This window comes from Micromonospora sp. NPDC050980 (assembly GCF_040653835.1).
Classification (GTDB): domain Bacteria; phylum Actinomycetota; class Actinomycetes; order Mycobacteriales; family Micromonosporaceae; genus Micromonospora.
This window is the reverse complement of record NZ_JBFAGS010000023.1, coordinates 1-12,795: the sequence shown is the minus strand read 5'-3', so window position 1 is coordinate 12,795 and position 12,795 is coordinate 1. Positions and strand designations below refer to the sequence as shown.

The 12,795-nt window shown below is 65.8% G+C and carries 13 protein-coding genes; all 13 read left to right on the top strand.

Going from position 1 to position 12,795, the window contains the following annotated elements; translation table 11 throughout:
• Positions 1 to 637 precede the first annotated feature (637 nt).
• The 13 genes from AB0H28_RS25455 to AB0H28_RS25395 all read left to right on the top strand — a co-directional run bounded on the left by AB0H28_RS25455 (position 638) and on the right by AB0H28_RS25395 (position 12,761).
• Entirely contained in the window at positions 638 to 1,468 is an 831-nt protein-coding gene (locus AB0H28_RS25455; RefSeq protein ID WP_358045177.1) for an RNA methyltransferase, read from the top strand.
• 44 nt (positions 1,469 to 1,512) lie between these two features.
• Positions 1,513 to 2,400 (top strand): glycosyltransferase, encoded by an 888-nt coding sequence (locus AB0H28_RS25450; RefSeq protein WP_358045017.1) that lies wholly within the window; start codon positions 1,513 to 1,515, stop codon positions 2,398 to 2,400.
• Positions 2,401 to 2,410: 10 nt separating this feature from the next.
• Positions 2,411 to 3,175, top strand: a complete 765-nt coding sequence (locus tag AB0H28_RS25445) for an rRNA methyltransferase (RefSeq protein WP_358045014.1) — start codon at positions 2,411 to 2,413, stop codon at positions 3,173 to 3,175.
• An 11-nt stretch (positions 3,176 to 3,186) separates the two neighbouring features.
• Positions 3,187 to 3,921: a class I SAM-dependent methyltransferase gene (locus AB0H28_RS25440; RefSeq protein WP_358045011.1), complete on the top strand. Its 735-nt coding sequence runs from the start codon at positions 3,187 to 3,189 to the stop codon at positions 3,919 to 3,921.
• Between the two features lie 28 nt (positions 3,922 to 3,949).
• On the top strand, positions 3,950 to 4,606 hold the full coding sequence (locus AB0H28_RS25435; protein WP_358045008.1) for a phytanoyl-CoA dioxygenase family protein: 657 nt from the start codon (positions 3,950 to 3,952) through the stop codon (positions 4,604 to 4,606).
• A 1-nt stretch (position 4,607) separates the two neighbouring features.
• Positions 4,608 to 5,660, top strand: coding sequence for a glycosyltransferase family 2 protein (locus AB0H28_RS25430; protein WP_358045005.1), 1,053 nt, complete (start codon positions 4,608 to 4,610; stop codon positions 5,658 to 5,660).
• On the top strand, positions 5,657 to 6,712 hold the full coding sequence (locus AB0H28_RS25425; protein WP_358045002.1) for a glycosyltransferase: 1,056 nt from the start codon (positions 5,657 to 5,659) through the stop codon (positions 6,710 to 6,712). Before AB0H28_RS25430 ends, AB0H28_RS25425 begins: the two co-directional genes overlap by 4 nt.
• Before the next feature lie 20 nt (positions 6,713 to 6,732).
• Positions 6,733 to 7,941, top strand: coding sequence for a polysaccharide pyruvyl transferase family protein (locus AB0H28_RS25420; RefSeq protein ID WP_358044999.1), 1,209 nt, complete (start codon positions 6,733 to 6,735; stop codon positions 7,939 to 7,941).
• A 182-nt stretch (positions 7,942 to 8,123) separates the two neighbouring features.
• Positions 8,124 to 9,011 (top strand): nitroreductase family protein, encoded by an 888-nt coding sequence (locus tag AB0H28_RS25415; protein ID WP_358044996.1) that lies wholly within the window; start codon positions 8,124 to 8,126, stop codon positions 9,009 to 9,011.
• 32 nt (positions 9,012 to 9,043) lie between these two features.
• Complete coding sequence (locus AB0H28_RS25410) at positions 9,044 to 10,102, top strand: NAD-dependent epimerase/dehydratase family protein (RefSeq protein ID WP_358044993.1); 1,059 nt, start codon at positions 9,044 to 9,046, stop codon at positions 10,100 to 10,102.
• Positions 10,099 to 10,830: an HAD family hydrolase gene (locus AB0H28_RS25405; RefSeq protein WP_358044990.1), complete on the top strand. Its 732-nt coding sequence runs from the start codon at positions 10,099 to 10,101 to the stop codon at positions 10,828 to 10,830. The genes AB0H28_RS25410 and AB0H28_RS25405 overlap by 4 nt, the downstream gene beginning before the upstream one ends.
• Positions 10,831 to 10,837: 7 nt before the next feature.
• On the top strand, positions 10,838 to 11,842 hold the full coding sequence (locus AB0H28_RS25400) for a glycosyltransferase (RefSeq protein ID WP_358044987.1): 1,005 nt from the start codon (positions 10,838 to 10,840) through the stop codon (positions 11,840 to 11,842).
• 103 nt (positions 11,843 to 11,945) lie between these two features.
• Positions 11,946 to 12,761, top strand: a complete 816-nt coding sequence (locus AB0H28_RS25395) for a twitch domain-containing radical SAM protein (protein WP_358044984.1) — start codon at positions 11,946 to 11,948, stop codon at positions 12,759 to 12,761.
• Positions 12,762 to 12,795: the final 34 nt, after the last annotated feature.

The following is a 12,795-nucleotide window of genomic DNA, read 5'->3' as shown; positions in this document are numbered from 1 at the left end:
GTGTACCGGCTGAGCCTTGCCGCAGGTCGACGGCACCGGCCCACCGGCGCCACCACCGGGACCAGGATTAGCGCTGCAGTGCCTTGCGGTCACCACCCGGCCTGACTGCGCTGACGCGGTGCGACTTGCCACCAGAAGGCGCGTGCGGGCACTCACCGGTGCGGACCGTGCACCCCACCGAGCTGAGCAACTCGCTGGTCGCCGCGGAGGCTGACCAAGGACGCTGAACATCAATCGCGCTGATGCAGACAAGGCAAGTTGTATGCATCAGTCCGGGGTACCGAGGTAGCGAGCTGCGACGGCATCCACCACCATGACTACACCGACTTTGCAGACCCCACCTGAAGCGGGGGAGATCGGCCAAGAGCAAGTTCACGGCATGGGAGTTGAGATGCCAGGCAGCAAGGCTGGGCTGAAGGCGACCGCGACCGGACGGACTCCTCGCGGAGCTCGCGTTCGGGGTGCGGTGCCCACCCAAGTACGCTCTGTACGTTCCGGTGCGCCATTCGTCTGCTCTCACAGCCGGTGGCCCGCCTCGGCCGTCCGGGACGGCCGACGCGCTCGCCCGCCCAGGTCGGATGTGCGGCCACTTCACGGCGTGCCGAACAACGAACGGCCGGACGCGATGGAGGCGGGGTTGGTGGCAGTCCTACGGGTGACGACTCGCAATGCGCGGTTCCAACAGTGGGAGGCGCTGTTGAGCAATCGCACCAAGCGACAGCGCGGCGGCGAGTTCCTCGTTCAGGGCGTCCGACCCATCAGGATGGCGATCCAACTCGGGTGGCAGGTCCGCCAGGTTCTGTACAACGCGGATGCGCACCTGTCGACCTGGGCGCACGAAACCCTCGATGCGACCCGCGCGACCAAGGTTGCCGTTGCCGGCGAGTTGATGTTCGAGTTGGGCGGCAAGATGGACGACGCACCGGAGCTGCTCGCCATCGTGGCGATGCCCGACGACGACCTATCTCGGATCCCGACTAGCCCCGACATGCTCGCGGTCGTGTTCGACCGGCCCACCAGCCCCGGAAACATCGGGACGCTGATCCGGTCGGCGGACGCCTTCGGCGCGAGTGGCGTCATCGTCACCGGCCATGCCGCCGACGTCTATGACCCCAAGTCGGTACGGGCCAGCACGGGCTCGCTGTTCTCAGTTCCCGTGGTCCGCGTGCCGTCACACCGGCCGGTCCTCGACTGGGTCGAGACGATTCGAGCAGACGGCGTCGATGTACGAATCGTGGGAACCGACGAGCACGGTGAGGCTCAGGCAACGGAGTACGACTTCACCCAGCCGACTCTGATGCTGGTCGGAAACGAGACGACCGGGCTCAGCTCGGCTTGGCGTGATGCCTGCGACCACCTTGTCCGGATACCCATGGCAGGGATGGCCAGCTCGCTGAACGCCGCTACAGCCGGGTCGGTTGTCCTGTACGAATCGGCACGCCAAAGAGCCACCAAAGAGCGCGCATAGAGAACACCTCGGCCCCATAACCAAAAAATGGCTGGAGTCCTGACGTGTCCGTGGAACTGGTGCCAATCACGCTCGCCATATGCAGCAACAGGCCGTCCCTCCTTCCAAATGTCATTCAGTCGAGTATCGGCCTACTCGGTCCGGACGATAGAATTCTCGTCGTCATGGACGGCATACCAGTCGCACCCGACTTTGGCATCCTGCCTCCCGCAATGACGGTAATCGCCAACAACACGAATCGCGGGCTCGCGCACAGCCGGAATCGGGTCTTGAAAGAGTGCGTCACGAGGCTCGTCATCTTCCTGGACGACGATATTGTCGCCACTCGCGAGGCCGTGGAATGCGCAAGGGCAGCGCTGTCGCGCGGGGCTGATGTTATCGGCGCTCGCATCACCGCGGATTTCCAAAGCTGCCGCCCTCCTTGGTTCCTCAGCGCGGGCCAGCTGCACTATCTGGGCTCCCACAGTCCGATTACCCCTGTTTCTATCTGGGGCGGTTTCTTAGGCATGGACATCGAACGCATACGCCTGCTGGGAGTTGATTTCGACGAGCGACTCGGAAGAACAGCTGGGACGCTGGGGTCGGCGGAGGACACCACATTCGTGCGGACTCTCGTTTCGCGAGGTGGGCAGCAAGAGGTTCTTCCAGGTGTCGAGGTTCGCCATCTCATCCCAGCGAGCCGGCTCCGGCTCGCGTATCTACTTCGCCGTGCGTTCTGGCAGGGCCGCAGCGAACACAGGCGTCATGCTGTCCGCGGAGGCCTTCGCAAGGAATGGTCGCGCAACTGGCAGGCAGGATGCTCCACGCCGCGCCGGGCAACCCTTACCGCGTTGTTCGGGGCTGTGGTGGTGGCCGGCGTAGTTTGCGAGGCTCTAGCCGATGGCTATCGCCGGCAGCACCCAAATATGAGCCGGCCTAGCGGTTCTCGATGAGAGGTACAGGATGGCCTACCGGTTCGAGACGGTTGGACGCAACTACGCGGATCTTGCAAGCGGCTCCGTTCTCCACTCAGCTCCAGGACACCCGGCTTTCCCCGTCCGGCTAGCCTCCGAGATGTTTCTCCGGGGCCTAGCTGCCCTCGGCCCACACGAACCAGTGACGATCTGGGATCCGTGCTGCGGAAGCGGCTATCTGTCCACCGTGTTGGCGTTCCTGCACCGCCGAAAGGTGAGCGAGGTGATCGCCTCGGACATCGATGATGGCGCGGTAGCCCTGGCCCGGCGAAACCTTACGCTGCTCACCCAGGCAGGTCTAAGCGCCCGAGAAGCGGACCTCGCCGAGCTGGCGGCGAGGTACGGCAAGTCCTCACACGAGGAAGCGGCGGAGGCGGCCGATCGCCTCCGCCGGCGGCTCGCTGACGACGGCGGGGACGTCTCGAGCGTCGCCCAGGTGGCGGACGCGTTCGACCCCACTCAGCTCGGTGCGGTCCTCGACGGACGTACCCCTCGCATCGTCATCACCGACGTTCCGTATGGCGAGCAGACCGAATGGCATGGCACGAACGCCGAGTCGGGTACGGCTGGGATGGTGCGAGCCGTCGCATCAGTGCTACCGGCCGATGCGGTGATCGTCATCGCCGCGCGGGGAAGGCGGGTGCCGCTCGGCGACGATGTCCGACCAATCCACAAGTTCAAGATCGGGACACGGGCGGTTGCCCTGCTGAAGGCCGGCCAGATCGAAAAATCCCCCGTTCATCGTCAACTGTGAGGGAGCGGAGAGTGAGACCCGACGAGATTCAACGCCGTGCGACGGAACTCGGGCCGTGGGTCAACGGGTTCGAGTACGACAGCGTCACGTATCCGCGCGATACACAGGTGGCGCCACCTAGAGTCGGGCGGGCACTCCCGTTCTTCGACGTCTTTCCCGACGCGACGCGAATCCTGGAGCTTGGCGCCCTTGAGGGTGCCGACACGATCCGGCTGGCATCTCGCCCTGGCGTCACCGTAGTTGCCGTCGAGGGCCGCGCTGACAACCTGTCTCGGGCGAGCTTCGTCCTTGGGCTGCACGGACTTACCAACGTACGACTGGTTCACGCCGACGTCGAGCAGTTCGACCTGCGCTCGCTGGGACGCTTCGACGTGGTGCTGTGCACAGGGCTGCTGTACCACCTCCAGCGGCCTTGGGATCTGCTCCGGTCCATCGCCGACGTCTCGGATGGCCTGTTCCTGTCTACTCACTACTGGGGCGACGCGGACACGACGTTCGACACGGAGGGTTACGTGGTGAAGCTCGTCCACGAAGACCACCCCGAGCCGCGGACCCGCGCTTTGACCGAGACAACGCTGTGGTTTGACCGTCCCTCTCTGTTGAAGGCGCTCACGGACGCCGGCTTCGGGACACCACAGGTCATCAACGAGCGCGTCGCACCGTCGGTGTGCGACATCGTCCTGGCCGCGCGGCGCGCGCACCAAACGGTAGCGGGTGAGCAGGGAACGTCCGCTGGTCCAGCCTGACTGGCTCCTGTGATTCGGGGAGGAATCGATGAGTGCCATGCTCGACCAGCTCCGGACCGATGGCTTCGCCGCTGTCGCCGCTGTCGACGAATCGTTGTTGTCCGAGCTGCGCTCGGAGGCGGACTGGCTAGTGCGTCGGTTCGCCGATGAGGGATACAGGTCCGACGACTACTGGTTCTTCAACGCAGCGGGCGCCGGTGAGCCGGTGCTGTACCGCGTTCACAACCTGGAGAATCAGGGCTCCACGCCAATCACACGGCTCTACGCCGAGGGACCGCTACACACCCTGGCCAAGGAGATCCTCGGCACCCGGGGCCACGCCACAGCCTGCGCCATGATCGTCAAGATGCCTGGCCTCGCCGCGCGTGTTCCCTGGCACCGCGACCGCACCTCTGTAACGGCGCACACGATGTTCAACCTCAGTCTGTTCCTCGACGACTCGGTTCTGGAGAACGGATGCCTCGAGTTCGTTCCCGGATCGCACCTGCTTCCCGACGACGCCGATGTCGCCCAGACATGCGAGCGTGGCCCGGTCCAGCCGGTACCCGCCGCCGCCGGAGATGTTCTCGCCCACGACGTTCGGGTCGTGCACGGCTCACGAACCAACACCAGCACCGCGTATCGGCGCAGCATTGTCATCGAGTTCGCCCCGGTCGGGCTCGTCCTGACCGGTAGGGACGGCTGACATGACACCCACGCGGCCACCCCGGGTCACGACAATCACGGTCGGCACCAACGAACGCCCATGGTTGGACACCTGCTTCGCGTCGCTCCTGGGCAGCGACACCGACGGCATCGACCTGAGTGTCATGTACGTAGACAACGCCTCGCACGACGGCAGCGCCGACCACGTCCGCTCCGAGTTCCCCGAGATCACGGTCATTCCCAACCGCCACAACTACGGATTCGCGCGGGCCAACAACATCGGCATGCGGCACGCCCTCGCCGCCGGGGCCGACTACGTGTTCCTCGTGAACCCCGACACCCGCTCGCCATCAGGGCTGGTACGCGGGCTGGTCCAGTTCATGCAGCGCTGGCCTGACTACGGGATCGTCGGCCCGATGCAGTACCGGTTCCATGAGTCCTCGGCCGACCTCAACGAGTACAACGACTGGTCGACGCTTGCGTTGCAGACCGGTGAGCGGCACGCCTTCGCTGCCGACTGGCCCGACCATCCATCTCCGGCCAGCCCGATGGAAGGACGGGCCCCGAACACGCTGGAACACCCCTACGTCCAAGGCTCCGCACTGTTCGCACGCGCCGAGGCCCTGCGCACCGTGGGCATCTTCGACGAGGTATTCCACACCTACTACGAGGAGGTCGACCTGTGCCGGCGCGCACGGTGGGCGGGCTGGCGGGTCGCACTCACGCTGGATCTCGGCATTCAACACAAGGGCGGCGGAGGCGCCGGCCGCGGCCGGTACCGCCGGGTCAACATGCGCCGCAACCGCTACTACTACCTGCTCACTGATGTGGAGTGGGCACCTGCCGATGCTGCACGGCTCGCCGCCCGGTGGCTTCGCCGAGACCTGCTGGGGAACAGCGTAGGAGGTCGCACGACTCCGCTGATCGGAGCGGTGGAGACCGTGGGGGCCGCGGGATGGCTCGCCGTGCGAGCTCCGCAGGTTCTCGCCCGTCGTCGCCAGTATCGCCAACTGCGATTGGCGACCGCGAGGCGCGAGGGAACGGTCACGGCCGCGCCCCCGGACGCCGCTGGCTGGGAGGAGACCGGACGATGACGTCGCCAAGGATCCTCGTCGCCGGCAACTTCCATTGGAACGCCGGATCAAGCCACATGATCGCCGAGTACGCCCGAGTCGCCGACACGGTGGGGTGCGAGATCGGCGTCTCGACCCAGCTCGCGCGGATGGACCCTCAGGTCCCGACGCATCTTCCCCTAGTTGACGACGTCGGGTGGGCGACCCATCTCGTGGTTGTCTTCGAGGGCCGCCAGTTCCTCACCGACCAGCAACTCGAGCTATGCGAGCGAATTCCGCGGCACCGGCGCCTCGTCGTGGACCCGGACGGGCACTGGGGGCCGTTCGTCAGCCTCGGCCCCGACGACAACGCGAGCGGATACAGCCATGCGAGCTGGTCCCGGCTCTACACCCAGTTGGCTGATGTCGTACTCCAACCCCGGGTCGACGGATCACTACCCGCCGGTGCCGAGTACTTCCCCTACTTCGGCATGCCCGCCATCGTCCGCCTGGCCACCGATGCCCCTCCTGCCGATCAGCTGGCCTACGAGCTTCAGTACGTCGGCAACAACTGGTGGCGGTGGACCAGCCTGACCGACGTCGTCAAGGCTGCGCTCGTGTCACGGCCGCCGCTGTCCCGCATGCGCGTCTGCGGCCGGTGGTGGGACGGTGAAGCGTGCACTGGCCACGAAGCCGCGTCGCGCTCTGAGCGCGGCTGGCTTGCGCGGCACGGCGTGCTGGTGGCCCCTTCTCTGCCCTTCGGGCAGGTGGTCACCGAGATGTCCCGCTCGGCGATCACCCCACTGCTCACCCGGCCGCTGCTGACCCACCTCGGGCTACTGACGCCCAGGATGTTCGAGACACTCGCCTCCGGCAGCGTGCCGGTCCTCGCGAGCAACCTCGCGTACCTCACGAAGGTGTACGGGGACGAGGCGTTGGAACTGCTGTTCGGCCCACGGCCCACTGACCTGCTCGAACGGATCCGACGTGAACCGCTCCGCTACCGCCGGCTCGTCACCACGATCCAACGCCGGGCGTTCGCGGCCTTCAACTACGAGCAGGTATTGACGCAACTCCTCAAGTTTCTTCAGTAGCCAACGGGCCGGAGGGTCGCGTGCCACCACACGTCATCATCAGCGGCGTAACGAGCTGCCAGAACCGCGGCGTCGAAGCGTTAGTCCGCTGCATCATCGAAGGACTCGGCACGTTCGGATCGTGGCGTGCCACCGTCCTGACCCAAACCCCTGAGCAGGACGCCGCGCTGCTGGCCCTCCCCGAAGCCGAGTGCGTGGCCGACCCATTCGTCGTCTCCCGATCCCTGCGCACCGCCCCGCCCGAGCCAGAACACCGCCTCGCCGCCAGGCGTGAGCGCCTCATCGCCTCCGCCGACCTGGTGGTCACTACCGGGGGCGACCTCCACACGGCCGACTACGGCGTCTCCACCAAGTACCTCGCGGCCCCGGTCGCCGCGCACAATCACAACGTACCGGTCGCGATGCTGGCTCACTCGATCGGACCATTCAGCGATCCCGCTGAGGCGGAAGCATGGTGCGCCACGGCTCAGCACTGCGCCGTGCTGACCATCAGAGAGACGATCTCTCGGCGGTATGTGGTCAACGACCTCGCGCTGTCCGACAAGCTCGTGACGCTGGCGGCGGATCCGGCGTTTCTGCTGGCTGCCGCCCCGCCCGAACACGCCGACGGACTTCTCACCGAAATAGGCGTTCCGCCCGGATGTCCATACGTGTGCCTCGCTCCAAGCAAGGGCATCGCCGCGTTGCGTGGCCTGTCCGAGCGACAGCACATGTCGGCGCTCATGAGTCTGATCAGCTGTCTCGTCTCACGGTGGCGGCTGCCGATCCTGCTGCTCCCTCATGTCCACGACACCCGGCCCCACAACGACGACCGCCGCCTGGTCGCCGACCTGGCACAGAACGTCGCACATCCGCTTGTGCGGGCCGTACCGGGAGCGCTGAACGCGGCGCAGTACAAGGCTATTACTGCCCGGTCCGTTCTCACAGTCGCCGAGCGGATGCACGCCGCCATCGCCGCCCTGTCCAGCGGCGTGCCGACAGTCACCATCGGCTATTCGCAGAAGTTCCTCGGGATCTTGTCGGACGCATACGGAGACACGATCCCGCTCGATCAGGTCCACCTCGGCGTGGAGTCCTTCATCACCGACGACAAGACCGCCGCCCGCATTGGCGACGGCATCGACCTGGAACCCCTGCGATCAGCGCTGGCCAACCGCGGTGCGCTGATCCGAACCCGCGCGCGATCCAACTTCGCCCGGGTCGCGGACACCCTCGGAGCGCACGCGTGACAGCCATCGACCGGCACGACACGCGCCTTCCAGGGCCACCGACGACGGACGGCCCGCATCGAAGTCGGTGGCGCAGCGCGCTTCACATCCTCCGGCAACTCGCCCACGACACGGCCCGATTTGCCTCTCACTCGGCTGCCATGTCACCGCGCAGCATGGCATCGCTCCGTGCCCTGGTCACCGTGGACACCCACCGCATCGAGAAGGGTCTGGCAGTCCCGAAGCCGCGCCCATGGTTCGGGCGCTCGATCGTGAATCGACTGCTGGCCAACACCACCACCTATCTCACCCTCGGCGGTGACCTAAACGTTTGTCGGTCCGCGACCGCCGCGATCACCGAGTACATCGAACGGCACACGAGCGGTCCAGATGCGGCTCCGCTGTGGGTGCAACGCATGCGCGTCGACCTCGCGACGGTCGCGGGCGGCCTGGGATCGTGCGACTCGCTGGGCGGCACCAGGATCATCTCGCGGGAGTCCGTGCTCAAAGCCGCGAAGCTCGACAGCCTCGACTTCTTCTTCACCCGCCACAGCATCCGGCACTTCGACGACGACCCGGTCACATGGGAGGAGATCGAGTCAGCGGTCGAGGCCGCACAGTCGACCCCGTCGGTTTGCAACCGCCAGAGCTGGTCGGTCCACGTCTACCCCCGAGGTGACGCCGCCGACGCGGTACTCGCCACCCAGAACGGCAACGCCGGGTTCGGCCACACCGCGAGCCAAATCCTGGTGATCACTGTCGACCTGCGCACTTTCGTCTACGTCGGCGAGCGCAACCAAGGGTGGATCGACGGCGGCATGTTCGCCATGTCACTCGTCTACGCCTTCCACGCTCTCGGCATCGGCACGTGCTGCCTGAACTGGTCCGTCGACCGCCAAACCGATCAACAGCTTAGATCGATCGCGGCGATCCCGGATCACGAGAGCGTGATCATGATGCTCGCCGTCGGGCGTCTACCCGAGACCCTGCCGGTGGCGCGCTCCCTACGTCGCCCGTCCGCCGAACTCGTGAAGCCCGGCCACCTCTGGGCCGACACCACGCAAGCCCGAGCGGGTGGAGCCACCCGTTGAGGCGCTAGCGACCACCCGGAAGGAGGAAGACCATGCCGCAGTTTCTGGTGACCGGCGGTGCCGGCTTCATAGGCTCGCACCTCACCGCGGCTCTGGTAGCGCGGGGGGACGACGTCGTCGTCCTCGATGACCTCAGCGGAGGCAGCCGCATGAGGGTTCCCGTCGCGGCTGAACTCGTGACGGCCTCCATCGCCGACGAGATCGCCGTGTCCCGGCTGTTTCGCACTCACCACTTCGATGGTGTGTTCCACCTCGCGGCATTCGCCGCCGAGGGCATCAGCCATGCCGTCAAGAGCCTCAACTACACCGCCAACGTGCTGGGCAGCGTCAACATCATCAACGCGGCGCTTCGCGCCGAGGTCGGCTTCCTGGGCTTCGCCTCATCGGTAGCCGTCTACGGCCACGGTCAGCTCCCGATGCGCGAGACTGATGTGGCCCATCCGGCGGACAGCTACGGAAACGCGAAGCTCGCCGTCGAGCGTGAGCTGGACATCACCATGCGACTGCAGGGGTTGCCCTACTTCGCCTTCCGAATGCACAACGTGTACGGGGAGTGGCAGAACATGTGCGATCCGTACCGAAATGCCGTGGCGATCTTCCTGAATCAGATCATGAGAGGCGAGCCCATCACCGTCTACGGTGACGGCGGTCAGATCCGAGCCTTCACGTACGTCGGGGACATCGTCGGCACGTTCCTCGTGGCCGCCGACCAGCCGCACGCCTGGGGACAGGTCTACAACGTCGGCTCATCAACGACCGCGACCGTCCTGCAATTGGCGGACGCAGTCCGCTGCGCCATGGGGGTGCCCGCTCATCCAATCGTCCACCTCCCGGCGCGTGAGGAGGTTCGCACCGCCTATACCGAGTGCGCACACGCCCGTAAGGTGCTCGGCCCCTGGCCCGAGACGAACCTCGGGGACGGGATCGCGCGGACGGCGGCATGGGCGCGCGAGCACGGGCCGGTTGAGCTGGCCTCCGCAGTACGGATCGAGGTTCCCTGCGGCGTCGAAGGCGATTGGGTCGGCTGGATCACCGGCCGGCTAAGCGGCGGCAGCGATGGCCACCGGCCTTTGACCGAGGGTGCAGCGTGAAGTCGGTCCAGCTCATCGCCCTCGATGTGGGGGGCGTCATCTACTTCGACGAACCCTTCGAACTGGCCTGGATCCATCAGGTCTTCGCCCGAGCGCGGACGGCTGATCCGTCTTTCACAGCGTCGAGCCTCATCCGCGATATGAAGGTCTTCTACGCAGCGCCGGCATCGCACCATCGCGCCGGAACAGTCTTCTCGCGGCCACTAGCCCGCCAGAGTTGGCTGGAGACAAGAGCGTTGTGGAGTGAGCTGGTGCAGCCAATACCCGGTGCCGTCGATGCCGTCCGCCAACTCGCGGGCCGGTACGACCTCTGTGTCGTGGCCAATCAGCCACCTGAGTGCGCTGCGGCCCTGGGACAAATTCACCTCGGCGACGCCTTCAAACTGGTTGCTCTCGATTCGACCGTCGGTTACGCCAAGCCGGATCCGCGCCTGCTCGGCTGGGCGCTGGACAAGCTGCGGGCCTCGCCCGCGCAGACGCTCGTCGTCGGAAACCGATGGGACCACGACATCGAACCAGCAGGGGCCCTCGGCTGCCTCACCACGCTGATCCGGCCAAGCCACGGCTGGGACGCACCGTCGGGCTGCGACCAGAAGATTGTGGAGGCGTACCGAGAGCTACGAAGCCAGGTCATCAGCAGGAACGTCAACGGCAACGCAGCCCCCGTGGCGGCGGGCCTCGGCGAGGTGGCCACGACGCTCAGCCAAGTTCTTGACCGAAGGACCTGAGATCGCAATGAAGATCGCGTTACTCAACCCGCCGTTCCGCCTACCAGGCGACTCCTCCCGCTGGATCACAGTTCCACCACAGCGCTACGGCGGCATCCAATGGGTCGTCGCCACCCTGATCGACGGACTACTCGCCGCTGGCTGCGAACTCGCGCTCCTGGGCGCACCCGGCAGCCCAGCCAGGTCGGGACTGACCGTCCCCGATGTCGTCGACGCCACGGATACCGAACTGTGGTTGGCGAACAACCGCGTCGACGTGGTGCATGACCACACCAACGGCGACCTGCGCCCCGCCAGGACCACCCCGCCAACCATCAGCACGTTCCACCTCACCGGGACCCCGCAGTACAGGACCAACTGCGTGTACGTCTCCGAGGCCCAGAGGACGGGTGCCGGATCAGCAACAGCGCCCGTGATCCGACTGCCGGTGAACCCCGAGCGACACCTCTACACCGATCAGAAGCAGGACTTCCTGCTGTTTCTCGGACGGGTCTCACGCCACAAGGGGGCAAAGGAGGCTGCGGCATTCGCCGCAGCCGCAGGCTTACCGCTACGGGTCGCAGGTCCGAGCTGGGAACCGGAGTATCTAACTGAAATCACCACGCAATACCCGGGGACGGTGGAGTACCTCGGAGACGTCGGAGGCCGCACCAGGTTGGAACTGATCAGCGGTGCTCGCGCGATACTCGTCATGTCGCAACCGGTACGTGGGTCGTTCGGGGACGTGTGGAGTGAGCCAGGCGCCACCGTCGTCTCAGAGGCGGCTGTCAGCGGCACTCCGGTCATATCCACCGCCAATGGCTGCCTGCCCGAGATCGTTCCTGACGTAGGCCTGGTCCTGCCTGACAGCGCGGACGGCATCACCGCGGAAGCCGCCGAGAAGGCGCTGGCAGCACTGCCGCAGCCCGACGAGGTGAGGGCCGCCGCTCTGCAACGGTGGGGCCACCACCGAGTCACCCGTGAATATCTTGCCGTCTACGAGCGCCTGCTCAGGGGAGACGTCTGGTTGTGATCCACCAGCCAGCCCAGGTCGAAAGGGGCCGCTCTTTGCCGCCGCGCGGACTGCGCACTGCCGCTAAGGAAGTCCGAATCCAGGTCGAGATAGGAGCGGAACTGTGGACCTGCCTGACAACGATGTGTTCTGCATCTTCCCATGGGTGCATCTGTGCGGCTCGGTCGACGGAGTCTGGGGACGGTGCTGCGTCGACCGATCCATGAACCACCTCGACTTCTACAACAACGACCTCGAACCAAACTTCACGCTCAATGCGGACGCGCTGGGGTGCCTGCCCAAGTCGCGCTTCGCCACGGAAAACCCTGAACGGGTCTACGGCCTCATGGAGGCGTTCAACAGCCCCAAGATGCGCCAGACGCGCCTGTCGATGCTCGCTGGAGAACAGGTCAATGCCTGCTCCTATTGCTATGAACGAGAGGCCGCAGGCGGCGAATCGTACCGTCAGAAAGCGCTCCAGATCATCGGCGACGACGTCGACATCCTCGGCCTGGTGGCCGCAACCGATGCCAGCGGAACGGTTCCGAACTTCCCCACGTACCTTGACCTTCGCTTCGGCAACGCCTGCAACCTCAAATGCATCATGTGCGGCTACCCCGTCAGCTCACGCTGGGGACTTGATCAGCACCCGTCCTGGGCACCCGCCCACATCGACCCGTACCGCGATGACCAGCAGCTCTGGGAAGTCCTTCGAGCCAATGCCGGAGAGCTGCGCCGGGTGTACTTCGCGGGTGGCGAGCCGTTCCTCCAGCGGGGACACGCCCGTCTCCTCGATCTCCTCGTTGAAACAGGCGCGGCTCCGGGTATCCACCTCGCCTACCACTCCAACATGATGACCCTGCCGGACGGAATCTTTGACCGGCTGTCAAGCCCCGGGTTTGGTGGAGAGTTGGTTAGCTGGTTTTCAGGGGTGCGGTGACCGGGTGGGTCATCGCGTGTAGGGCCTCGTGTTC

Bases quoted from the DNA above. Each gene is read 5' to 3' on its own strand.
- AB0H28_RS25400 (WP_358044987.1), top strand. From the start codon at position 10,838: ATGAAGATCGCGTTACTCAACCCGCCGTTCCGCCTACCAGGCGACTCC.
- AB0H28_RS25445 (WP_358045014.1), top strand. From the start codon at position 2,411: ATGGCCTACCGGTTCGAGACGGTTGGACGCAACTACGCGGATCTTGCA.
- AB0H28_RS25430 (WP_358045005.1), top strand. From the start codon at position 4,608: ATGACACCCACGCGGCCACCCCGGGTCACGACAATCACGGTCGGCACC.
- AB0H28_RS25425 (WP_358045002.1), top strand. From the start codon at position 5,657: ATGACGTCGCCAAGGATCCTCGTCGCCGGCAACTTCCATTGGAACGCC.
- AB0H28_RS25410 (WP_358044993.1), top strand. From the start codon at position 9,044: ATGCCGCAGTTTCTGGTGACCGGCGGTGCCGGCTTCATAGGCTCGCAC.
- AB0H28_RS25435 (WP_358045008.1), top strand. From the start codon at position 3,950: ATGAGTGCCATGCTCGACCAGCTCCGGACCGATGGCTTCGCCGCTGTC.